Here is a 21,097-nt window from a genome sequence, read left to right on the forward strand (position 1 = left end):
GAGGATGAGGGACCGCAGTCGAGCCGGGAGCGCCGACCGACCCCAGTCGCGGTTGAGGACGGCGACGTTGTATATAAGCGATAGCTAACGGAGATAACTGGCGGGTGTGACATCAGTTCCAAGGTGAATGACCACCTTGGCATTACGGCACGCGGGTCTCATCCACATTTGTTTAGCCTGAAGCCGTTTCCGGCAGCCAGGTCATCCGCGCTGCGTTTGAGTGAGCAGGCGAGGGTGGACGCGGGTAACCGCGCCTTCGTCTTTGGGAACATCAGCGCGGCTGCGGGCTTTAGCTTTCTGAACCTCGAAAGTGTCACCCATGACCGATGACAGAAAGCCGGCTCGATTGCCCGAGAAGCTCGTGCGTGAGCTTGCTCGGGAAGCGGGTGTCTCGGAAGAGGATATACGCCAGATCGTTGCCCTGGTTGGCCTCGACCGCGCTTCCATTCTGCGGGAGGCGCGCCTGCTCAAGAAAGACGTTTAGCCTGGTGAGCCGGTTTGACGGCAGCCGGTGGCGAAGCCTGCTTCGCCTGCCGCAATGCCATGTAGTCGACATAGGCCCTCGCGGCCGCATCGCACTGGTGGCGCGAGGGGCCATTCGAATGCAGGATGACTTCCGCCGCGCGCCGCGAAAGCCCTTGCTTTTGCTCGAAGGCGCCGACCTCATAGGGATAACGATCGGAGTTCGGTTCGCTGCTGACAAAGGTTCTGCTCATATCGTGCTCCCATCGGTTGAGAGCCAGCAGCTAGCGCGGGCCGGGCGGGCAGCAAGTCACGCTTCAGTCCGCATCGCGCCGCCACTGCTTATGCGCAGGGCGACCGCCGCGAGGAAAGCGATCGCCGCTGCGCCCCAGCCAGTCTCGGAAGGATAGCATCCAAAAGGCTGTACCTGGCCGCAAGGGCGATAAAATGCCGGGCAGGGAAGACCAGACCGATTGCGCCGCGCGGAAAACTTCCCGGCTAATAGAATATCTTCGACTTTATTGGCAATTGGGTGGAACTTTTTTCTACCCTGCACGCTATCGGCAGGTAGTTCATCACAAATTCAGGTAGGGAGCATGACAATGAACAGCAAGATGATTTGCATCAGTGCGTTGGCGTTTTCGATGATGTCGGGCGCGGCGCTTGCCGCCGGATCGACCGGATCGTCAGCATTGGACAATCCCGACAAGATGGCGCCGTTCTACACCGACTCCGGCATGAAGACGATGCGGTCGGGCGACGAGTTCAAGAAGGCCTGGCTGGCCCTGACCGAGGAGGACCGCGCCTCGATGAAGAAGGATTGCGGCGACGAAACCATCGCCAAGGCGCACGACAATTTCTGCAAGATGACCAAGGAGCTGGGCGGCGCCAACTGATCGTCGTCTTCGCACCTTGCTGAAAACGGCGGGCCACAGCCCGCCGTTTTGAGGCGCTGCCGCGGCAGCGCGTTCTTTGCTTCAGGACGCCTCGTTTCAGGACGTCGGCAGGCGATAAACGCCTACCAGCCCTGCAGGCTGTACCAGTCGTCGACGTCGCGGCGAACGCGGTCCTTCTCGATGCCATAGCGCTCCTGGATCTTGCCTTCGAGCTGGTCGCGTTTTCCCGCGATGCGATCAAGGTCGTCGTCGGTAAGCTTGCCCCACTGTTCCTTGACCTTGCCCTTGACCTGCTTCCAATTGCCTTCGACGCGGTTCCAATCCATGGCGGTTTGTCTCCTGTTGAACATAAGGGGCCAACGAGCGGGCGACTCCCAGGTTCCCAAAGAACGCGTTCTGGCTTTTCCTCAGGCGGCGGCCCGCTTCTCGTGCCGGCCCTCTTTGATCTCCTCGGCAAGCTTGTCGCAGAAAGCGTCGAGGTCGCCGGGATTGCGGCTCGTCACCAGGCCCTGGTCGGTCATCACCGGACTGTCCTGCCACAGGCCGCCGGCATTGATCACATCGGTCTTGATCGATTTGTAGGATGTGACACGGCGGCCTTTGACGATGCCGGTTTCGACCAGCAGCCAGGGTGCGTGGCAGATGGCGCCGACCGCTTTCTTCGCCGACCAGAACGCCTTGGTGAAATCGAGCGCTTTTTTCTCGACCCGCAACAGGTCGGGATTGATGACGCCGCCGGGCAGCACGATGGCGTCGTAGTCGTCGGCGCGCGCCTCGTCGAGGGTCCTGTCGACCGGGACCGCACGGCCCCAATCCTTATGATCCCAGCCTTTGATCTCGCCGTGCTCGAGCGACACCACATCGACCGTGGCGCCGGCGTCGCGCAGTTTCTTGAGCGGCACCTCCAACTCGGATTGCTCGAAACCGTTGGTGGCCAGAATAGCCACGCGCTTACCGGAAATGTCCTGCATGATTTGTCTCCATCGTTGGGGTGATGATGAAGACCCAACGGCCCGCGGAGCGCAGTGTTCCGTCGGCGGCGCGATCACCGGCGCCAACCGGCGTTCAGGAAAAGTCCCGGCTTTGGCGGGAACAATAGTCGCTCGCCAATGTTTTTTGGATGCACGACGGCGCGCAGCCTCCGCCCCCGCGAACGGGCGCGCCATCGCACCCGGGTCCACCAACCCGAGCAACCCGCCTCGGCCGTCCCCACGCCGGGGCGGGCTTCACTTTGACGAGACCTTAAAGACCATGCTTCACGAAGCAGCCAAGATCGCCGAGCAGGCCCATCGCGGCCAGAAGGACAAAACGGGCAGACCCTATATCGAGCATCTGCGACGCGTTGCCGAGGCTGTCGAAACGCTGGATGAGAAGACCGTCGCCTACCTGCATGACGTGGTCGAGAAAGGCGAGGGCTGGACGCTGGCCCGGCTCGAAGCGGCGGGATTTAGCGTCGGCATCGTGTCTGCGGTCGACGCACTAACGAGAAGGCTCGACGAGAGCGAGCAGGGCTTTATCTGCCGGGCCGGATCGAATTCCTTGGCGCGGCCGGTCAAACTGGCCGACCTCAAGGACAATCTCTGGCAAGCGCACCAGGCCGGGCTTTCTCCGGCAAAATACGAGACTGGCCTCCACCTTCTTGGATTGACCGCCCAGGCCTAGGGAGGCTTCACCTGGACGGTGCCGCTTCCAGGCGCGCGACCGGATGCCGGAAGGAGAAATCCTGAGCGCGGGAAGTATTACGCCGGAATCCCTTGCCTCAGGAAAAATTAATTGCTATATCATGGACGTCGATCTTGCTGAACGAACGTTGTTTATGCGCCTTGGCGCCACTGACGATCTTCCCTCTCAATTTCGAAGAAACCGACGCTTGGCACTTTGCTGGGCTCGGATAATTTGCGTCGATTTGAAAAGGAGATCGCAATGACTACTGGAACCGTAAAGTTCTTCAACGCCACCAAAGGCTTTGGTTTTATCGAGCAGGGCAATGGCCAGCCGGACGTTTTCGTCCACATCTCGGCCGTCGAACGCGCTGGAATGCGCTCCCTCGTCGAAGGCCAGAAGGTGACCTTTGACGTGGTGAAGGATTCCCGCAGCGGCAAGAGCGCCGCCGAGAACCTGCAGGCAGCCTAATCACAGCGCCCTAGGGTCGTTGACCACGGATGTACTGGCATTGGCCGCAGAGGCGCATTGGAGAAGGTCGGGCTTGCCCCGGCCTTTTTTGATTGAGAGAGCAACTCCAGGAAAAGTGTGACGCGGTTTCCGTCAGGAATTGCGTCAGGCAAGGAGAAACGAAATGAAGTCCATCCCGGATACCGGGCTGTTCAAGCCGGTCCCGTCCCGAACGGAAGCCAAGACCGACGCGACCACCCGCGTTGCGCGACAGATTGTGGATCTGGAAGCCAACGCGCGCATCGCCAAGACGGAGCGGTTGCGCGCCGCAAGGCTGGCGCAGGAAGCCGACGCACCTGTGGTCGCGCCGAAGAAGCCAGCCGCGAAGCGTTCGAAGAAGAAGGCCTGAGTCGGCCCTATCGGCTCAGAGCTTGAGCGAAGCCCGGCCGCAGCGTCGGGCTATTCCTTGTTCAGCTGAAGCAGATCGCCGGCCACATCACCGCGCGGCGTGAGCCCACGGAGCATCTTGTCCAGATCGTTGCGATTGTCTCGGCCGTCCAACTCCGGCAGGTCGAGCGAGGTCATGGCCTGCTCGTCGAACTCCACCGCCGCGCCGTAAAGTTGGGCCACTTGCAGGACCAGCTCCTCCACGTCCTCGCGGGCGATGTTTTCATCGAGATTTCGGACCCTTATCTGCTCCGCGACGCGGATCAGATTCACGATGCCATTGACCCGCATCGCGACCTGGACATGGCAGTGGGCGTCGTTGCGCAATTTGTTGGAATATCTTGGATGCATGGAAAACCTTCCTTTCCTGGACGGTTTGTCCCTCGCATGAATTGGTGCTCCCGAAGCGCGCGAATGGCAATACACAAATGTTAAAAATCCAAAATAAATCAATTAGTTAGCAAAATACAACAATGTGCGGTTGAAGCATGTTGAGCAATGTTGGCACAGGCCTGTCTTGGCGTATCGGGCTATATTGACCGATTATGAGCCAAAACCTATCTATGAGTGGAATGAGACAATTACTCATTCGTGGCATGGATTGTCTCTAGGGAGGCGAAAGTGTCTGAGCTGGAACGGCCGCAGCGGTTGCAGATCATGCTGACCGATGAGGAGCTTGCGGCACTGGAAAACTGGCGTTTTGACAAGCGCATGCCGAGCCGGTCGGCCGCCGTGCGGGAGCTTTTGCGACGCGGCCTGGCGTCCGACGGGTTCCTGACCGCCGAGACCGGATCGAGATCGCGAGATTTCGGGGTGCTGTCGTCGACCGCGGACGGTGAGAGCTCTTCGAGCGGTGATTAGCCGTTGTCTTTGCGTGGCGAGGCGCTAGCTACTGGGCATGACCAATTCCGGGGGCACGAGTCGGCAGGATGCGAGCGTCGGTGCGAGACTGGCCGCTATCGTCGATTCGTCTTTCGACGCCATCATCAGCAAGGATCTGAACAGCGTCATCACCAGCTGGAACCACGCTGCCGAGCGCATGTTTGGCTACAGCGCCGAGGAGGCGATCGGCCGATCCATACTGATGCTCATCCCCGATCATTTGCAGGGTGAGGAAATCGACATCATCGCCAGGGTTCGCAGCGGTGAGCGCGTAGGGAGTTTCGAGACCACGCGCAGGCGCAAGGACGGCTCGCTGATTGCCGTGTCGCTCACGGTGTCGCCGATTAGAAGCGCCGATGGCGAGATCGTCGGCGCGTCCAAGATCGCCCGCGACATCTCAGGCGCCAAGGAAAGCGAACGCCGCATCCGGCTCTTGATGCGCGAGGTCAACCACCGCGTGAAGAACCAGTTCGCGGTGATCCTGTCGATGGTCAGGGAAACCAGCAAACGCTCTGCCAACCCCGGCGAATTCGAGGAGCTGATCCGCTCGCGCATCATGGCGCTGTCGCGCTCGCACGACCTTCTGGTCACTTCGGAATGGGCCGGCGCCAGCCTGTTCGACCTCATCCAGGAACATCTGAAACCCTTCAGTCATGAGGACCGGATCTCGTTGTCCGGCCCGCTGGTGACGCTGCAGTCGAACGCGGTGCAGAACCTCGGCATGGCCTTTCACGAACTCGGCACCAACTCGTCCAAATATGGCGCGTTGGCGGGCGAGGGCGGCCGCATCGAGATCACCTGGAAGGTCGAGAGCGGACCGCAGGCCGAACGCCGCTTTCACCTTGTCTGGCAGGAGACCTCCAAGGCCGCAGGCGACGCCGGCAGGGCGAAGCCTGAGCACAAGGGCTTCGGCACTGTCGTGTTGCAACGGGTGGCACCGCAAGCGCTGAGCGGTGTCTCCAGCCTCGAACGCGGGCAAGGCGTTTTGAAATGGGAGCTTATCGCGCCGCTCGAGGCGATCATCGTGCCGCAGCTCGGCGCCGAGCCGGCGGGGAGCGATTTCAGCGTTTGAGGGCTGGCTTTGCCGCCAATACACGCACGCCCGGCACGGAACCGCCCTTTCTGCCGGGGCACCTTCACGATTTGCTGCAACCGGAAAGCTTTTCGTGCATTCTTGGGCATGACCTCGATGCTTCGCCCCGACACCCCCGCGAAATGCTGCTCCTATTGCGGCGGTCGCGACCATGATTTCGAGGAGTGCCCGAAGCGCAAGGCCGACGCCGAGAAAGAGCAGGAGGCTGCGCGCGAAGACCTGGCGCAGAGTGGCGAAAGGCTTCCTTCAAACTAAATGCTGGCGGGCAGGAGCGGCAATGGCAGTGCGGCCCCCATCATAGAGCGCCAAGCCTTGGTGGGAGGCGCGTGTCAGCCGGCCGAGCGCTTCAGCTTGGCTGCCTTGCGCAGGTCGTCATTCATTCGGGTCTGCCAGCCCGGGCCCTTTGCGCGATAGGCACTGACCACGTCAGGATCGAGCTTCAGCGAGACAGCAATTTTCTTGAATTCGCCAGGCGGCCGGCCGGGCTTGCGACGTAGTTTCAGGAGTTCGAGCGGCTGGGCATCGGGATCGGCAAGAGCGGCAGAGGTGATTGCTGCATCTTCTCCGTCGGACAGACGCGCAAGGGCGGCGCGGGCCACAGCGCGCGCTTCTTCGCGGGTGCGCGCCGATGGAGTTGCCTTGCGGCGCAGGATCGTGGAGCGATTAGAGGCTTTCGACATAGTCGGCGATCTCCTTTGGCGACCAAGCGTTCCTCGCCATAGATTTCCCTGTCGTCGATGGCTATGACGGCATTTGCGAAATCAAATTCCGGTGCGAGCTCGAAATCGACGCCGTGCTTCGCTTTGTTGGCTCTAGCCTTTGCAGCATCCCATTCGAAACGCATCATCCGCGCCAGCTTTGCTAATTATCGTATATACCAAAATTGTGCGAGCGGCAACGTTTTCATATGGATGCAAACTGGTGTCACCTGCCTGGTAGGTCACGGAGCGGCGCACAAGCCCGACGCCGGACCCTGACTTTTTCTGGGATGGTCGAAGCAGAGGCGTCGAGCCGGTTTATAAGGTCAGGGCGGGGGTAGGCGGGTGGCCGATATCGTCTCGATCAGGGTAATTGCGAGGCCTGCCGTGCGCGTGTCCGCGGGGCGCTTGCGGCTTGTCGCCTTCATCGCCATCGCCGCGTTCATGATCGCCGGCCCGGCCGCGGAACAGGTCTTCGGGCTGCGGACGGACTGGCTGCGCTCGTGGACCATGTTCAGCGCGATCGGGGTCGGCGTGATCGACGCTTCCTTCGAGATCCGCCAGCCCGACGGCGCGCTTGTCGCGCTCGACCGGTTCGAGATGCTCGGCGCTGCCCGCGACGGCAAGCTGAAGTGGATCCAAAACCGCGAGGACCTGGCTTCCGTCATCAAGCGGCTGTGCACGGCCGCCGGGCCGGGCGCCGACATCCGGGTCCGCGCGCGGCAGGCCGCGCGCAATGGCTGGCAGATCATCCATACCGATGCCGAAAATGCCTGTGCAGACTGATCGCGTCGCTGACTGGCCCAACTGGGTGGCACGCTTCGTCGGCTGGGCGGTCGATACGGAGGGCTCGTCGCGTTCGTCCGCGTTGATCCGCATCGGTCTGGCGATGCTGTTCTGGTCGCGCTGGGCGGGCGAGTTGCTGCTCTATCGGGACCCGTCGCCGATCGGCCTGTTTCTGGCGGCCAACTTCTTCGTCGCCACAGCGCTGCTCTTCGTCGGCTATCACAGCCGCGCCGCCGCTTTATGGACGGGCTCGGTCGGGCTGGCGATGTACTATCATTTCGGTTTCCAGCTCGGGCGCGAGCCCTGGACCCACCATCATATCTATCTGCTGGCCGTAGCAGTGCTGCTGATCGCGCTCACGCCTTGCGGCCGCTCCTATTCGCTGGACCGCTATCTGGCCGTGATGCGCGCCGAGCGCGCGGGCGTTGCGCCGCCGCCGGAGCGCGGCAATCTGTGGGGGCTGCGGCTGATCGCGGTGCAGCTTTCGGTGCTCTATTTCTTCGCCGCCTTCGACAAGTCGAACGTCGCATTCCTGAGCGGCGCGCGGCTCGAGGCGATGGTGCTGTGGTTCTACGCCGGTTCGGACTATCCAACCGGCCTTGCCTGGCCCGCCACGATCGTGTCGCTGGCCGTGGTCGCGCTTGAATATGGCCTTGCCTTCGGCCTGCCGTTTCGCCGCTCGAGACGCTATCTGGTCCTGCCCGGTCTTGCCTTTCACGCCATCATCTATGTGACGCTGCCGGTCTATACGTTCAGCGCCACCATGGCGTTGCTCTACCTCGCCTATTTCGATGCCGATGCCGTCGACAAGGTTATTGCAAGGCTCCAGGGGATCGGATTGAGAGAGGGAATATCGTGAAGCGTGGTTTGCTGTTTTCGGGCGTCGCAGCGGCGGCCATCGGTTTAGCCATGGTCTGCGGCGCAGCCAACGCCGGCACTGCGCAGGACTATTATCCCGCGCGCGCCTGGGGGGCCTTCAGCGGCGGCCAGATGAACACGTCGCTGCTTGTGTTTCGCGATCTCAACAGGAACGGCGTCTACGATATGGGCGACCGGCCGATGTCGCGCGCTGCCGTCGAACTCGACAAGCCGAACGGCAGCACCATCATGCGGCTGACCAACGCCGATGGCTTCGCCAATTTCCGCATGTCGGCCATCCAGCGCGATCTCGAAGTTGTCGACCCCGGACATTACGCGTTCCGGGTCGTGCCGCCGCCGGGCTTTTCCGTCACCACCGGCAACGCCGTGCAGGAAAGCGACTATGTCGTTTCACCCGGATCGCCGGGCGACATGATCGCGCTCAGCACCACGCACCCGGTCGGGATCGCGGCGGATCTGACGATCAGCGGCGCGGTCGCCGCCGGGGTGCGCGTTTCGCTAACGGGACCGGACGGCGTTACCGCCGCCGCGAAGGTCGGCCCGGACGGGCGCTTCAGCGCACCCGCCACGCCCGGCCAATGGCTGGTCGATTTTTCGGCCGCCGGGGTGAATGAGCGGCGGCACGTGGTGGTCGTCGGCCAGGCGCCGGTAGTGCTCTCGTCGTCTTCCGGCAAGGGCCGACCCGCCGAGGCGCCGCTGCCGAACGCGCATGTCGTCGGTTTCGACGATCTGATGACGGCGCCTGGCGTGTTCGAGATTCCGGCCGGCTATGGCGGGCTGGGCTGGTACAATCTCGTTGCCACGCATCAGAGCTTCTACGCCGGGCCTGGCTACATTAACACCACCATGTCGGGCGAGTTCATCGCCTATAACAGCTCCGGCCATCCCGCCCAGGTGTTCAGCGACAAGCCGTTCGATTTCACGGGCGCTTATTTCGGCGCCGGCTGGGACGACGCGGAGGGCGAGACGCTTATGCTCAAGGCCTGGCGCGGCGATGAGCCTGCCTATGAGGATCAGCTGGTGCTGTCGGCGAACGGGATGGTCTATTTCGCCGCCGACTATAGGCGCATCACGCGGCTCGAAATCCGCACACAGCATTACTGGCAGGCGGCGATCGACGATTTCGCCTACCGCACCGGTCCATAGGGCGGTTCACCCTTCCACGCAAACGGCGAGCCGACTGTCATTTTGACCCAACGCAGTTCGGGCGAGCTACGGCTAAGTCGCCGGGCCGGTTCCTGGAATTGCTTTGGCGCGATCCTTGATCCGCCTGAGCGCGAGACGCGCTCAGGCCGCGTCAGCAAGACGCTCTCGGGGAGGCTCCGCAGGAGCGGGGGCCGCCGTCCGAATGGCCGAAGCCGCTGCTGTGAGAGCCGCCGCCATGGCTGCCGTTTCCGCCCGAGCTGCCGTTTCCGCCGGTACCACCATTGCCGCTGGTACCACCGTTGCCGCCGGTACCACCATTGCCACCGGTACCACCATTGCCACCGGTACCACCGTTTCCTCCTGTGCCCCCGTTGCCGCCGGTACCACCGTTGCCGCCTGTGCCACCATTCCCACCGGCTCCACCGTTGCCGCCGGCGCCGCCATTTCCGCCGGCGCCGCCATTTCCACCAGCGCCGCCATTCCCGCCCGCGCCGCCATTGCCACCGGCGCCGCCGTTTCCGCTCGCGCCGCCGTTTCCGCTCGCGCCGCCATTGCCGCTGGCGCCACCGTTTCCGCTCGCGCCACCATTGCCGCTCGCGCCGCCGTTTCCGCTCGCGCCGCCGTTGCCGCTCGCGCCGCCGTTTCCGCTGGCGCCGCCATTGCCGCCATTCCCGCCATTGCCGCCGTTACCACTGGCGCCACCGTTGCCGCCATTCCCGCCATTTCCACCGTTGCCGCCAATTCCATTGGCCGCCAGAAGCGCGCGCTTGGCGTCCTGCAACATGGCTTTCGCGTCCGGCTGGTGAAGTCCGTCTCGCGGCTCCGGCAGGCCCGATGCGGCGCGAGTCGATATGGCCGACGGCAGCAGCATGGTCGATGCGAGCAGCGCCGCCGCGAAAATCTTCCCAGGCGTCGCCGACAGCCGCCGGACAGACTCCGCACCGATCCTGATTGAGATGAAGTTTGCCACCTTCGTACCCCCGTCGCCCCGTATAGACCGGTTCGACGCTGGTTCTTCAACCATCCCAGAAAAAGTCTGGGCTGGCCGCCACGCTGGTGCGGCTGCGTCCCACGGCTCAAACAGTCTGGCGTGCGCACCTATCCGCGCGCCACATGCCCCGCAGCCTCGGCGAACGAGATATCGCCCTTGATCTCGCGCATCGCCATCGAGGTCACCGTGCGGCGCACGCCGGGCAGGCGGCTGAGCTCCTCGCGCAGCATTCGGTCGAGCGCCATCATGTCGACGGTGACGATCTGCAGCAGATAGTCCGCTTCACCGGTGGTGGCATAGCAGCGGCGGATCAGCGGGTGTTTCTGCACCGCCGCTTCGAACGCGTCCGAGACCTCGAAGTCGATCGACACCTGGATAAAGGCCTCGATGCCGAAGCCGATCCTGGCCGGATCGATGCGGGTGGAATATCCACGGATGACGCCGGCTTCCTCCAGCGCCTTGACCCGTTTCCAGCACGGCGTCTTGCTCAAACCGACCGTCTCGGCCAATTCGCCGAAGGAGATTCGCGCGTCGCGCTCAAGCGCGGCGACGATCCGACGGTCGATGGCATCAAGCATGGGTCGTTCTCCTGAAAAGGCGTATTCGGCGCTGATCGTCCTTCGATTTACGTTATCTGGATAACAGAAAGGAACAATGTTCAAGCACAAAACGCTATCCTTGGGCAATATCGGCAGGGCACGAGGAGAACAGCCGTGGACACGCATATGAGCAGGCAGGACTACCACGCCCGCATCGAGGCGCCGGAGATGCGCGACTACGGCGTCTACCTGAAATGCGATCAGCTGCTCACCTGCCAGAAGCCGCTGGCCGAGATGGCCAATGCCGACGAATTGCAGTTCCAGATCGTCCACCAGGTCGAGGAATTGTGGATGAAGCTCATCGCCTACACGCTGGTCGATGTCCTCGATTATCTCGACAGGCAGGACACGCACCGCATCGTGACCTTGATGGGCCGCGTGCACAGGCTGATGCGCATGATGACGGCGCAGCTCGATCTGCTCGAAACCATGTCGCCCAAGGAATACCAGCAGATCCGCCTGCAGCTCGGCAATGGCAGCGGCCAGGAATCGCCGGGCTTCAAGCTCATCCTGCGCATGCCGCCGGATCTGTGGCGGGCCTTCAAATCAGCCTATCTCGACGGCCGCGGGCTGACGGTCGAGGATATCTACGATGCCCATTACGACCATGGCGACGCCTATGTCGTGGCCGAGGCGCTGATCGAGTTCGACGAGCTGTTCCAGAAATTCCGCGCCAACCACCTCTATCTCATTCACCGCTCGATCGGACTTGGCTCGAAGTCGCTAAAAGGCCGTCCGGTCGAGATGCTGGAAGGCGGCGCCCGCCACCGCTTCTTTCCTGAGCTCTGGGACATACGCTGCGACATGACCGACCGCTGGGGCGCCGCCTACGGCACCGTGCGCGAGTCGATCAGCCATCCGCAGGTGAAGGCGGGGTAGGGGCGGGCTTTCCTTCTCCCCTTGTGGGAGAAGGTGGCCTCGCGAAGCGAGGTCGGATGAGGGGTGTTCCAGGGAACACCAACGTCTCACTCCGCTGGAACACCCCTCATCCGTCTCGGCGCTGGCGCGCCGATCCACCTTCTCCCACAAGGGGAGAAGGGAAGCGCGCCGCGCCCGCCAACAAATTTTCCCGCCCCCTGTCGGAACCGCCACCCTCCACCCGTCCTTGGGGCATCAACCAACACCCTGGAGGGACATCATGGAAACGCAATCGACCTGGCAGACCGCCGCCATTCTCATCGCCCGCCTGATCTTCGCCGCCATGTTCGCGATGGGCGTGGCCTTCAAGTTCATGGATATGGGCGCCACCGCCGGCTACATCGCCGCCGCCGGCTTCCCGTTCCCGCTATTCCTCGCCTGGTGCGCGGCGATCCTCGAAACGCTGCTGGTCATCGCCTTCCTGACCGGCGCCCTCATGACGCCGCTGGCGCTGATCGGCGCGGTCTATGTCGTCTTCCTCGGCTTTGCCTTCCACGGTCCGTCGCACTGGGCCGCGAACCAGGCCGAGTTCGGCGCCTTCATGTCGCATTTTCCGTTCGCGGCCGGCCTGCTCTACGCTGCTGTGCATGGCCCGGGCAGCGTGCTCTCCCTCAAGCAGGGCTGGCCAGGCCGGGCGTGAAGCTTATCCCTTCTCCCCGTTCACGGGGAGAAGGTGCCCGAAGGGCGGATGAGGGGCAGCGCCGGCCTTGGGATCGGCGTTGCGCGGATCTCACAGCTGATCGTTATACGGCTCCTTCATCTGCCCAACCATGCGTGCAAGCTTCGAGAAGGATGGAATGTCGGCTTCGGGCTGGCACTGGTTGGCGAGCTCCAGCAGCCGGATCGGGAAATTGACGGCGTCGCGGCTCGACGCCGACATGCCTCCCGAACGCTCCTCGCCGGTTTCGCTGGCCTCGGCCTTGCGCAGCGCGATGTCGATCTCCTCGACGGTGAGCACGCCTTTCCTGACCAGCACATGGTTGATCGCGGCGACAGCCATCAGCAGGCCCTCGAGCTGAAGATTGGCGACGTTCATGATTTTTCTCCCATTTGGTTGGGGTGAAACGCGCGAGCTCTGTTTCCGATCCGGGTGCGGCCGGATCGTTTATGGCCTTGCCTCGGCAAGCAACTGTGCGCGACGGGCAAGGGCAGCGGCCACCTGCATAAGGGTCCGCCTATATCCAACTTTTATACGCGAAGGCGTATAAACCGAGAAAATACGTGATTGCGTATGAAATGCCAGATGCGGTTCCGACCTGCCGCTACCCGCGCTTCCGTTTCAGGTGGTCGCGAAGGGAAATGTCCTGCACCTTCGTCTTCGCAGGTTTTGAAGCTTTGAAGTCGGCGACTTGCAGTTTCGCTTCATCTGCATCGCCGACGTTGCCTGTCATTGCCGAGATCGCAATCTTTGCGCCGTGTCGGCCTTGGCGATTGGATCGTGCCTTGAACAGAGGGATGGCTTTGCGCTTGGCTTTGTTGTTCTCGCCATAGCCATCGCGGCGGTCGAGCTCGTAGGACAATTCCTTGTCCAACGGCGGCGATCGTTTCTCGCGGTCTCTTTGGCTTCCCATGCCGGCGAATCCTATCTCGGTGACATTATCGAGGTTGGAGCTGTGCCCTATTCTAAACTTGCCGGCGTCAGCGCGTCGAGCACCAGAAGCGCATGGTCGATCCGCCATTCATCCTGCGGCGCGACTGTGCCGGCGGCAAACAGCAGCCGGTCCACCACCGGCTCGCTGATCAGCCAGCGCCGCATACGGTCGATCGTGGCGTCTCTCGCTCCCTCCCAGAAATTGCGGTTGGCCCTGTCACTGAAAAGCCGCTCGGCGTCACCGCGAAAGAACTCCGCCAGTTGCAGCGTCGCATTGGGCGAGGGCGAGGCGAGCCAGGCCGCCAGCGCCGCGTCGAGATCACCGCCGATGATCGCGATGCCGCTGAGCCAGCCGCCCGGATCGAGTTCGTCGGGATGCTGCTCGAGGCCGTGCTTCCAGGCAGTGGCGAACAGCGCGCCGACCGGCGACCGCTCCTCAGGCGGCCAGCCCTGCCATCCGCCATAGTTCAGCTTGCCGGCGATGATGGGCGGATCGAGGCCGTGCCTTGGCTCGGCGTTGACAGCCAATTCGAGGATCCGCGGCAGGAAATGCTTGTAGTCGGCGACGTCGCCCACCGTCGTCATCGCCCAGCCGCCATAAGGGCCGAGCTGCTCGCCGCTCAGCGCCCGCAACGCGGCGGAGGTCAGCGTCGCAAGGATCGCGGCCGCGTCGCGCGCCGGCGAAGCATCGAGCACGCGCGGCGGTGCGTAGAACGCGAAGGCCGCATAGCAGTTGTCGATGACGTCCTGGAGTTCGGGCTGCATGGCCGGCTTATACATGGGCGCACTGAATCGGCACAGCGCCGGCACGCGGCCGCCCGCCTACACCTCCATCCAGCGCTGGCCGTATTCGGTCCAGAGCTGCTTGATCTCGTAGCTGCCGAGCGCCGGCGTCTGGCGGTCGCCGTAGGAGATCAGCACCGCGCTCAGATCGTATTGGCCGTCGGCCTGAACGATGAAGCGGATCGCTTCGCCGAGCGGCCTTGAATGAAACACCGGATCGGCCTGGCCGCGGCCGAGGCTGCGAACGCCCGAAATGCTTGCAGGCGCATGCCGCATCCGAAAGACGGACGCCATGGCAGGTCTGTCCATGCCGCTCTCCGCGATTCCTTTCACGGAATGATTCCATAAGCGCTGGCTAATGACCAGACCGACGCCCGGGTGTGCAGGCGGCGGCCGGCGCCGCCTCACCAAAAAATCCGCCAAAGCAAGAAAAAGGCCGGGCGCGAGGGCCCGACCTTTCCACCCGCGCGGTCGCCCTCGGGCGGACCGCGCTCGCCAGCTTTGTTGCCGGCCCTAGCGCTGCCAGCGCCGGAACCATTCGGGCTCCGGATCGGAACTGCTTCTGCCGATCGCCATGCCGACCAGCACGCCAAACAGGCCGCCGATCAGCATCGCCGTCGAGAAGGTGCCGGGATTCTGCTGCACCGTTTCCGAAACGCTCTGCGCCTGGCCACGCAACTGCCTGGCCGTGCGGGTCGCCCGCTCGGTGGCGCCGCTATAGAGGTTGGAGGCGCGATCGGACGCGCCGCTGTACAGATCGGAGGCACGATCGGCTGCGCCATTGTACAAATCCGAAGCGCGACCGGCCGCCCCCTGGTACCAGCCTTGCGCGGCCTCCACGGCTTCCTCGGCCTGCTCGGAAAGCGCCCGGTTGAGCCGGTTCACCTCGCGCTTGAGTTCAGCGATCTGCTTCTTCATCGCGTCCTCGGACGCTTTGGAAGAGCGCGTGCTGGCACGCGGCGCCGCACTGCGGGTGCGGGCCGCACCGGTCGCCGGTTTTGCGGTGCCGTTTGCCGTCGCGGTGGTGCTGTCATTGTCTGCCATGGGTTTCTCCTTTTGCTTGTTGCAACGGCCATGCAGCCGCATGGTTCCGCCAGGGATGCAAAGCGAGGCATCGATTAACGCAGAAGGGCCACGGGGAGACCCCGCGACCCTTGTGCGACGAAACGATTGAGGCGATTACTTGCCACAATTCTTGTCGTTGACCGTCGGCCCGACGTTGCCGGCATTGGTAGTGTTGGCATCGCCCTGAGCGCTCTGCGGGCCGTTCGGGCAATTCTTGTCGGCGTTGGAATTCATGTCGCCACCGGTCGTGCTGCCGGTCGTCGTGCTGGTGTCCGGCGCAGCCTGGTCAGGCGAGGTAGCCGGTGTCCGCGGGTCGATGGTGATGGTCTGGCCACTGCCGGCGGAGCCGTCGGTTCCGTTGGTGTTGCCGGCAGTCTGGGCCATCGCCGCCGTGGCGAGACCGATTGTCAGGGCCGAAGCTGCAAGGATCTTCGTAAGCATGATCTTCTCCTCTGGTTACATCGAATTGTCGCGCTGCGACTAAGGGTAGAACCACGCGCGCAAATGATGGTTCCGAGAAAATTCCCATCGTTTTTTTGGGAACGATTGTTCGACGGCCGGAACGGTGGTTTGGCTGCGGGCGCAAGAAAGGTAGGAAAATGTACCTAATTATATACCTGACATAGCTACTTTCGTGTGTTACTGATTCTCTCGACAGGCCGGCGACGAGGGAGACACACCAAGGAAAGGAGGTTAGCGACCGTTAGGGAACTTAGGAAAAGTTCCTATGACCATCGAACTAGAAGAAACCGCCATCGAAGAGCTAGCTAAGGCACTCTACTGGAAGATGGAGCATCTTGACCCAACAGGAGGCCCGGAGTGGGACCGGCTTTCTGCAAAGGAGCGTGGATTCTATACCAGTCTAATCGAGCACTTAATCCGCCAGAAATGTCTGGTGGCGGCGGTTCGTTCGATCCTTTTGGAGTGCCGGTGACAACAATATAAGTTGGCGCTCCAAGCTGCGCAAATAATCTAATTCGCGAAATAAGGACCTTCTTTCCGTTTATGGTCGTCGAACCGTTAGAGATTGAATGTAAGGCCGAGGCTTGTGGTTCGAAGTCGGGTAGACAGCCAACATACGGAAATGACATTCTGGATTTCATATTCTTATCCAGAATTATATTTGGGAGAAGCGGGTCGAATCCGTCCAAGCCAAGCTCGGCGACAGTGAAAGCATGCGCGATTTTAGCGAGCATCCGGCAAAAGTATCGCAGATTTACGCGATTGGTCGCGAATTCTCCGATACCGTACTTTTCTTGAAGTGCGCCAGGATCGGATCGGAACCAATAAAACCAAGGCTTAACATCATCTGCAGTTTCTTGAGGCAAGCCGGTAGCAAATCGCAGCAAGGGCGGCTCTAGAAACCTGATAAGAATCAAGACGGCAGGGAAGTCATCCACATCGACTTCGATACGACGCTCGCTTCCGTCAGATTCAATTGCGTAAATCGGTATGGTTCGTTTTCGTTTGTGGGTTGCGGTCTTGCTTCTTAAGCCCATGACCCAGCGCGGGCCTATAAGATGGTGGCCGCACGTGATAGTTTCGACGTGTCCGGTGATGCGCTCGCACCGCTGGCAACTCGCTTCGGGTAGTACTAAATTTCCGTTTAGCGCCTCGGGGATAATGTGCTCCTTGTGAAGTGCCTCTGCGGAGCCTTCTGTGTAACTCGTGCTTCGGCAATAGATGCAACGACCAACCGCTGGATAGAGCGTCGTCATGGCAGACCGAAATTCGAATCATCTGGCAGATGAAAAGGAAATCGCGAGTCGCCGCGATGCCGCACTGGCGCGTGCATTGAAAACCCCTCCGTCCAAGCACGAAAAGAAGGGGAAGCCAAAGGACACGAAGAGTCAATCGTCCCGCGAGAAACGCTCTTAGCCCTTGCAATTGCCGGGCATCGTCCCCAATTCGATTTTGCGTTAGCTCATCTGGATAGAGCATCGGGATCGCACCCGAAGGTAAAGAGTTCGAATCCCTTACGCCCCTCCAAAGAGGGAGTGCTCTCACAGCACTCCCTTTTTCTTTGCCCGCCAGCGCCGGAACGCTATGGCTTTCTGCTTGGGCGTGACCGGCTTTGTCAGTTTGTTGATAAGTCAGCCGCTTGCCAGTCGTGCCTCGAATAAGATCGTCGGCGCGCTCGCGGTCCGAAACACCAAGTCCAGCACGCCGATTGTAACGAAAATCAAACTCGGCAAGGTAGCGGTGCAAATGCGCTTCGCCGCAGTGCTGGTACACGCCGACCATGCCTCGCTTGAAGACCGAAAACACGTTCTCAATCGTGTTCGAATGGATCATCTCGTCGCCTTCGTAGCGAACGTATTCGCCCGCCGAATGATTGGTCGTCTTGTGTGAGGCATATTCCTCGCCGGTCACGGTGTAGAGGCGCGACGAGTCGGTATAGAGCGTCGTATCGCGGGACACGTTGCGGACCAGCACGTCGCGGACGGTAGAGGCCGTAGCATCGTTCAAATGAAACATGCGGGCTTTGCCGCCGCGCTCGACCAGACCGACGACAATGCGCTTCTGAGCGCCGCCGCCCTTGCCCTTCTTGGTGAAGGGACGGCCCTTGCGCTGTGCCGATACGCGCGGTGTCTCGCGCTTGCCGATGTAGGTTTCGTCCGCTTCCACGGTCTTGCCTTCGCCGCCAAGCGGACCAGACGACTTAACGTCTTCCTTCATGGCCTCACGAATGCGGTGAGCCATAAACCAAGCGGTCTTATAGGTGACGCCAAGCATACGGTGGAGCTGGTGCGCGGACATGCCTTTCTTGGACGAGGCATAGAGGTGGAAGCCCAGCACCCATTTGCAGAGCGGGATTTTCGACCGTTCCATGGCGGTGCCAACGGTGACGGTGAAATGCTCGCGGCAGGCGTTGCACTGGAACAGGCCGGGACGAGTGGACTTGCCGGCAAGCAGATGGATCGCAGCCTGGTCGTTGTTGCCGCAATGAGGGCAATAGACGCCGTCAGCCCAGCGGATGCTTTCAAGATGTTCGCGGGCCGCATCGTTGTCGTTGAAGATCGGATCGGTAAGGTTCGTCATGGCTTGTCCCTCTTGACCTTTTATCGGCCAAGGCGACTGCTATGTCAAGTATATAATTAGGAAAATGTACCTATTGTGGTATTGCAGGGTGAGGGCAGCTCTGCTATGATTTTATCCATGGTGCTGATTTGCGCCAACGACCCGCCGCCAGGCGGGTTTTATTTTTCTGATTGCAAACAATTGCCAGCGGCGGCGGGACAGCGCCCCCCTCTGTCCTGCCGGACATCTCCCCCACGAGGGGGGAGATGTCACCGCCGCTTTCGCCAATGGCCGACGTTGCCAGAAGGGCGCCGACGCCGAAGCCGAAGCTGCCAATCTCCCCACCTGTGGGGGAGACGTCCGGCAGGACAGAGGGGGCGCGAAGGATCTCGGCATTCTCGTTTTTTACCCAGCAACACGAGCATCCCTATGCCCCGCTACGCCACCCTCATTACCACTGACGACGGCGCTGAAATCGTCAGCGCGATCGGCGAGTTCGAATCGTCTGGCCCACTGCACCGCGCCGGGCGCGTCGAGGAAGTTCCGCCCGGCGTGCGTATCGGCATGGTGCGTGGCGGCCCGCTCGAAGCGATCGCCGGTTTTGGTTTTCCGCGCCAGGGCCTCGATCGACCGATGATCGCGTCGGGAACCGCAAAGGTGGCCGCAACGGCCGGTCGGCCAACCGCCTCGCCGGGCGAGGTCGCCAAGAAATCAAAACGCGCCAAGCCGCGCAAGAAGCCGGCTCGCAACCGCTCCAGGGCAAGGGCGGCAGCCATCGCGCCGACGCCCGATGCGGGCGCTCATGGCTGAGGCCCGGCCGGCGCCTCGCAAGCGCCCCAGCGCCAAGCCGGCGCGGCGCAGACCGGCAGCCGCCCAGGCCGGTCCGAAGCGCGCGAGGAAAACGCTGGGCGACGATTTCGCCGCAGCGCTACGCGCCGATTTTCGCGCCCATGGCGCCGGCGTCATCGCGGCGGTGCGGGCGGAGAAGCCCGAACAGTATCTGAAGGTCGTGCTGACCATGCTGCCCAAGGAGTTTTCGCAAGGTGTGGCCAGTGAAAACAGTCTCGACGGGTTGAGCGATGAGGAGATCCGCAGCCGCATCCGCGGCCTCGAAGCGAGCGTCCGGCCGTTCCTCGATGCCGATCAGGACCTATCTGGCCCTGATTGAAGAGGTGGCGAGGAGAACTCGCAATAATCTGTTGGCCAGTTACCGGCCTTATATCCGGCAGGCCGAATTTCACGCAGCGGGGGCGACGAACCGCGAGCGCCTGTTCATGGCCGGCAACCAGCTCGGCAAGACCAGGGCTGGCGGCGCCGAATGGGCCATGCATCTCACCGGCCGCTATCCGGACTGGTGGGTGGGCAAGGTGTTCGACACGCCGGTTCGGCTGTGGGCCGCCGGCGTCACCGGTGAAGGCACGCGCGACAACCCGCAGCGCGTGCTGATCGGGCCGCCGCAGCAACAGGCCGCCTGGGGCACCGGCATGATCCCGGCCGACGCCATCGCCGACACGGTGATGGGCCGTGGCGCGCCGGCTGCGCTGGACAGCGTCATCGTGCGCTGGGGCGGCGGCGGCGACGTGCAGGTCGGCGAAAGCGTGCTGTCCTTCAAGAGCTACGAGAAGGGCCGCGAGAAATGGCAGGGCGAGACGCTGCACGGTGTGTGGTTCGACGAAGAGCCGCCGCTCGACATCTATTCCGAAGGCCTGACCCGCACCAACGCCACCGGCGGCATCACCATCGTGACGTTCACGCCGCTGCTCGGGATGAGCGATGTGGTGCTGCGGTTTTTGAACGCGGAGGAGATGGAGAGGATGGGCAAGGGGGAATGACAGCCAATCTCCCCCCTTGTGGGGGAGATGCCCGGCAGGGCAGAGGGGGGCGCCGTAGAGCGCCAACCTCTGCTTAACCTGCCGGCTGCGTCCCCAACCATTCGGATCGGTTTGACCATTGATACGCCGGCGGGGCAGCGCCCCTCTCTGTCCTGCCGGACATCTCTCCCACGTGGGAGGAGATTGGCAGTTTCGGCGAAGGCGCCCCTGGGAACCGCGCCGAAACCATGATTTGCGATGTCGCTTTGGTCGCAACCGGGAGGCGAGTAGTTTATTGCGCAACGTGCTCGGAGATCGATCTTGCGCCAGGCCTCAATCGTATTTCTTCTCTGCGCGCTCCTCTCGGCTTGCAGCGGCTCCGGCGGCGACCGGCGCGCCGACGCGATCGCGGCGGCGAAGGCCAAGATGCTGGACCTGATCAGCGATCCCGCCGCCACCTTCACGCATGTCGAGTTCACCGGCGACAATTCAAGCGGCCAGACCTGCGGCGTCATTGTCAGCAAACGCGGCATCTTCACCAAGCAAGCCCGCTTCATCGTTTATATCGACGGCGCCGGCCCCAATGTCGAACCGGGCCTCGGCTCGTCCATGTCGCAGGCCGACTTCGAATGGGCCTGGAAGAGCGAATGCGTCAACGAAGGGTATAAAGGCTGATCGCCACTTGCCCTCTCCAGAACGCCAGCGTCTCACTTCGCCGGAACACCTCTCATCACAGACGCGGGTGAAGCCGGATCAAGGGTGTTTGCTGCCCGCAGGCTGCCTGGCACTAGCCTGGCGCGAGCTTTTGGCGCGCGGGGCCGGCGACGCATCGACCCGCTGCGAGCGCAGATGGGCCATCCTGAATCAGGGGTAATGGCTGCCTGCGAGCTGCCTGGCGCGAGCCTTGGGATCGGTTG

General features: G+C 62.3%; 31 protein-coding genes and 1 pseudogene. 18 read left to right on the plus strand and 14 right to left on the minus strand.

Annotation, left to right across the window (positions count from 1 at the left end; genetic code table 11):
• Positions 1-319 precede the first annotated feature (319 nt).
• Positions 320-484, plus strand: coding sequence for a hypothetical protein (locus tag AB6802_RS09270; RefSeq protein ID WP_371009766.1), 165 nt, complete (start codon positions 320-322; stop codon positions 482-484).
• On the opposite strand, the gene AB6802_RS09275 is transcribed toward AB6802_RS09270, so the two are convergent.
• On the minus strand, positions 468-716 hold the full coding sequence (locus AB6802_RS09275; protein WP_371009767.1) for a hypothetical protein: 249 nt from the start codon (positions 714-716) through the stop codon (positions 468-470). The two genes, AB6802_RS09270 and AB6802_RS09275, sit on opposite strands and share 17 nt — an antisense overlap.
• Positions 717-1,064: 348 nt before the next feature.
• On the opposite strand from AB6802_RS09275, the gene AB6802_RS09280 reads away from it, so the two are divergent.
• Positions 1,065-1,358, plus strand: coding sequence for a hypothetical protein (locus AB6802_RS09280; RefSeq protein WP_371009768.1), 294 nt, complete (start codon positions 1,065-1,067; stop codon positions 1,356-1,358).
• Between the two features lie 122 nt (positions 1,359-1,480).
• Here the strand turns inward: AB6802_RS09280 and AB6802_RS09285 are convergent, their stop codons facing one another.
• Entirely contained in the window at positions 1,481-1,684 is a 204-nt protein-coding gene (locus AB6802_RS09285; RefSeq protein WP_371009769.1) for a CsbD family protein, read from the minus strand.
• Positions 1,685-1,765: 81 nt separating this feature from the next.
• The gene (locus AB6802_RS09290; protein WP_371009770.1) at positions 1,766-2,329 is read right to left on the minus strand and encodes a type 1 glutamine amidotransferase domain-containing protein; all 564 of its coding nucleotides are present in this window, start codon (positions 2,327-2,329) and stop codon (positions 1,766-1,768) included.
• Positions 2,330-2,609: 280 nt separating this feature from the next.
• Between AB6802_RS09290 and AB6802_RS09295 the strand changes: the two genes are divergently transcribed.
• The 3 genes from AB6802_RS09295 to AB6802_RS09305 all read left to right on the plus strand — a co-directional run bounded on the left by AB6802_RS09295 (position 2,610) and on the right by AB6802_RS09305 (position 3,879).
• The gene (locus AB6802_RS09295) at positions 2,610-3,020 is read left to right on the plus strand and encodes an HD domain-containing protein (RefSeq protein WP_371009771.1); all 411 of its coding nucleotides are present in this window, start codon (positions 2,610-2,612) and stop codon (positions 3,018-3,020) included.
• Positions 3,021-3,281: 261 nt separating this feature from the next.
• Positions 3,282-3,491: a cold-shock protein gene (locus AB6802_RS09300; RefSeq protein ID WP_371009772.1), complete on the plus strand. Its 210-nt coding sequence runs from the start codon at positions 3,282-3,284 to the stop codon at positions 3,489-3,491.
• A 163-nt stretch (positions 3,492-3,654) separates the two neighbouring features.
• A complete protein-coding gene (locus AB6802_RS09305; protein ID WP_371009773.1) occupies positions 3,655-3,879 on the plus strand; it encodes a hypothetical protein in 225 nt (74 codons plus the stop codon).
• A 50-nt stretch (positions 3,880-3,929) separates the two neighbouring features.
• On the opposite strand, the gene AB6802_RS09310 is transcribed toward AB6802_RS09305, so the two are convergent.
• Positions 3,930-4,268 (minus strand): hypothetical protein, encoded by a 339-nt coding sequence (locus AB6802_RS09310; protein ID WP_371009774.1) that lies wholly within the window; start codon positions 4,266-4,268, stop codon positions 3,930-3,932.
• A gap of 270 nt (positions 4,269-4,538) precedes the next feature.
• Between AB6802_RS09310 and AB6802_RS09315 the strand changes: the two genes are divergently transcribed.
• Entirely contained in the window at positions 4,539-4,778 is a 240-nt protein-coding gene (locus tag AB6802_RS09315) for a hypothetical protein (RefSeq protein ID WP_371009775.1), read from the plus strand.
• Positions 4,779-4,815: 37 nt separating this feature from the next.
• Positions 4,816-5,871: a sensor histidine kinase gene (locus AB6802_RS09320; RefSeq protein WP_371009776.1), complete on the plus strand. Its 1,056-nt coding sequence runs from the start codon at positions 4,816-4,818 to the stop codon at positions 5,869-5,871.
• A gap of 350 nt (positions 5,872-6,221) precedes the next feature.
• On the opposite strand, the gene AB6802_RS09325 is transcribed toward AB6802_RS09320, so the two are convergent.
• Together AB6802_RS09325 and AB6802_RS09330 are read right to left on the minus strand one after the other, a co-directional pair.
• Positions 6,222-6,491, minus strand: a complete 270-nt coding sequence (locus AB6802_RS09325) for a BrnA antitoxin family protein (protein ID WP_371009777.1) — start codon at positions 6,489-6,491, stop codon at positions 6,222-6,224.
• Positions 6,392-6,739: a BrnT family toxin gene (locus AB6802_RS09330; RefSeq protein WP_371009778.1), complete on the minus strand. Its 348-nt coding sequence runs from the start codon at positions 6,737-6,739 to the stop codon at positions 6,392-6,394. Before AB6802_RS09330 ends, AB6802_RS09325 begins: the two co-directional genes overlap by 100 nt.
• A 196-nt stretch (positions 6,740-6,935) precedes the next feature.
• Between AB6802_RS09330 and AB6802_RS09335 the strand changes: the two genes are divergently transcribed.
• The 4 genes from AB6802_RS09335 (at position 6,936) to AB6802_RS09350 (ending at position 10,356) form a co-directional block, all read left to right on the plus strand.
• Positions 6,936-7,376, plus strand: a complete 441-nt coding sequence (locus AB6802_RS09335) for a hypothetical protein (RefSeq protein ID WP_371009779.1) — start codon at positions 6,936-6,938, stop codon at positions 7,374-7,376.
• Positions 7,360-8,235 (plus strand): HTTM domain-containing protein, encoded by an 876-nt coding sequence (locus AB6802_RS09340; protein WP_371009780.1) that lies wholly within the window; start codon positions 7,360-7,362, stop codon positions 8,233-8,235. Before AB6802_RS09335 ends, AB6802_RS09340 begins: the two co-directional genes overlap by 17 nt.
• Positions 8,232-9,401: a hypothetical protein gene (locus AB6802_RS09345; RefSeq protein WP_371009781.1), complete on the plus strand. Its 1,170-nt coding sequence runs from the start codon at positions 8,232-8,234 to the stop codon at positions 9,399-9,401. The genes AB6802_RS09340 and AB6802_RS09345 overlap by 4 nt, the downstream gene beginning before the upstream one ends.
• A gap of 235 nt (positions 9,402-9,636) precedes the next feature.
• Positions 9,637-10,356 (plus strand): hypothetical protein, encoded by a 720-nt coding sequence (locus tag AB6802_RS09350; protein ID WP_371009782.1) that lies wholly within the window; start codon positions 9,637-9,639, stop codon positions 10,354-10,356.
• Positions 10,357-10,499: 143 nt separating this feature from the next.
• Here AB6802_RS09350 and AB6802_RS09355 read toward each other — a convergent pair whose 3' ends face one another.
• Positions 10,500-10,970 (minus strand): Lrp/AsnC family transcriptional regulator, encoded by a 471-nt coding sequence (locus tag AB6802_RS09355; RefSeq protein ID WP_371009783.1) that lies wholly within the window; start codon positions 10,968-10,970, stop codon positions 10,500-10,502.
• 135 nt (positions 10,971-11,105) lie between these two features.
• Here AB6802_RS09355 and AB6802_RS09360 point away from each other — a divergent pair, with 135 nt between their 5' ends.
• Together AB6802_RS09360 and AB6802_RS09365 are read left to right on the plus strand one after the other, a co-directional pair.
• Positions 11,106-11,870: a tryptophan 2,3-dioxygenase family protein gene (locus tag AB6802_RS09360; protein ID WP_371009784.1), complete on the plus strand. Its 765-nt coding sequence runs from the start codon at positions 11,106-11,108 to the stop codon at positions 11,868-11,870.
• Between the two features lie 259 nt (positions 11,871-12,129).
• Complete coding sequence (locus tag AB6802_RS09365; RefSeq protein WP_371009785.1) at positions 12,130-12,549, plus strand: DoxX family protein; 420 nt, start codon at positions 12,130-12,132, stop codon at positions 12,547-12,549.
• A 90-nt stretch (positions 12,550-12,639) separates the two neighbouring features.
• Here the strand turns inward: AB6802_RS09365 and AB6802_RS09370 are convergent, their stop codons facing one another.
• The 6 genes from AB6802_RS09370 to AB6802_RS09395 all read right to left on the minus strand — a co-directional run bounded on the left by AB6802_RS09370 (position 12,640) and on the right by AB6802_RS09395 (position 15,789).
• Positions 12,640-12,945, minus strand: a complete 306-nt coding sequence (locus AB6802_RS09370; protein ID WP_371009786.1) for a hypothetical protein — start codon at positions 12,943-12,945, stop codon at positions 12,640-12,642.
• 226 nt (positions 12,946-13,171) lie between these two features.
• Positions 13,172-13,441 (minus strand): hypothetical protein, encoded by a 270-nt coding sequence (locus tag AB6802_RS09375; RefSeq protein ID WP_371009787.1) that lies wholly within the window; start codon positions 13,439-13,441, stop codon positions 13,172-13,174.
• An 86-nt stretch (positions 13,442-13,527) separates the two neighbouring features.
• Positions 13,528-14,265: a hypothetical protein gene (locus AB6802_RS09380; RefSeq protein ID WP_371009788.1), complete on the minus strand. Its 738-nt coding sequence runs from the start codon at positions 14,263-14,265 to the stop codon at positions 13,528-13,530.
• Between the two features lie 57 nt (positions 14,266-14,322).
• Complete coding sequence (locus tag AB6802_RS09385; RefSeq protein ID WP_371009789.1) at positions 14,323-14,592, minus strand: hypothetical protein; 270 nt, start codon at positions 14,590-14,592, stop codon at positions 14,323-14,325.
• A gap of 204 nt (positions 14,593-14,796) precedes the next feature.
• Positions 14,797-15,327: a hypothetical protein gene (locus tag AB6802_RS09390; protein WP_371009790.1), complete on the minus strand. Its 531-nt coding sequence runs from the start codon at positions 15,325-15,327 to the stop codon at positions 14,797-14,799.
• Between the two features lie 135 nt (positions 15,328-15,462).
• Complete coding sequence (locus tag AB6802_RS09395) at positions 15,463-15,789, minus strand: hypothetical protein (protein ID WP_371009791.1); 327 nt, start codon at positions 15,787-15,789, stop codon at positions 15,463-15,465.
• 286 nt (positions 15,790-16,075) lie between these two features.
• On the opposite strand from AB6802_RS09395, the gene AB6802_RS09400 reads away from it, so the two are divergent.
• Positions 16,076-16,282, plus strand: a complete 207-nt coding sequence (locus AB6802_RS09400; protein ID WP_371009792.1) for a hypothetical protein — start codon at positions 16,076-16,078, stop codon at positions 16,280-16,282.
• Positions 16,283-17,421: 1,139 nt separating this feature from the next.
• On the opposite strand, the pseudogene AB6802_RS09405 reads toward AB6802_RS09400, so the two are convergent.
• A pseudogene (locus tag AB6802_RS09405) lies at positions 17,422-18,390 on the minus strand (IS1595 family transposase); the annotation flags it as partial.
• 408 nt (positions 18,391-18,798) lie between these two features.
• Here AB6802_RS09405 and AB6802_RS09410 point away from each other — a divergent pair.
• The 4 genes from AB6802_RS09410 (at position 18,799) to AB6802_RS09425 (ending at position 20,855) form a co-directional block, all read left to right on the plus strand.
• Positions 18,799-19,179: a hypothetical protein gene (locus AB6802_RS09410; RefSeq protein ID WP_371009793.1), complete on the plus strand. Its 381-nt coding sequence runs from the start codon at positions 18,799-18,801 to the stop codon at positions 19,177-19,179.
• Positions 19,172-19,537 carry a hypothetical protein gene (locus AB6802_RS09415; RefSeq protein ID WP_371009794.1) on the plus strand — a complete coding sequence of 122 codons (366 nt, stop codon included), beginning with the start codon at positions 19,172-19,174 and terminating at the stop codon, positions 19,535-19,537. The genes AB6802_RS09410 and AB6802_RS09415 overlap by 8 nt, the downstream gene beginning before the upstream one ends.
• A 106-nt stretch (positions 19,538-19,643) precedes the next feature.
• Positions 19,644-20,201, plus strand: a complete 558-nt coding sequence (locus AB6802_RS09420) for a terminase large subunit domain-containing protein (RefSeq protein WP_371009795.1) — start codon at positions 19,644-19,646, stop codon at positions 20,199-20,201.
• Between the two features lie 300 nt (positions 20,202-20,501).
• Positions 20,502-20,855, plus strand: a complete 354-nt coding sequence (locus tag AB6802_RS09425; protein ID WP_371009796.1) for a hypothetical protein — start codon at positions 20,502-20,504, stop codon at positions 20,853-20,855.
• Positions 20,856-21,097 lie beyond the last annotated feature (242 nt).

It is taken from the genome of Mesorhizobium sp. RCC_202 (genome assembly GCF_041355295.1).
Lineage (GTDB): Bacteria > Pseudomonadota > Alphaproteobacteria > Rhizobiales > Rhizobiaceae > Mesorhizobium.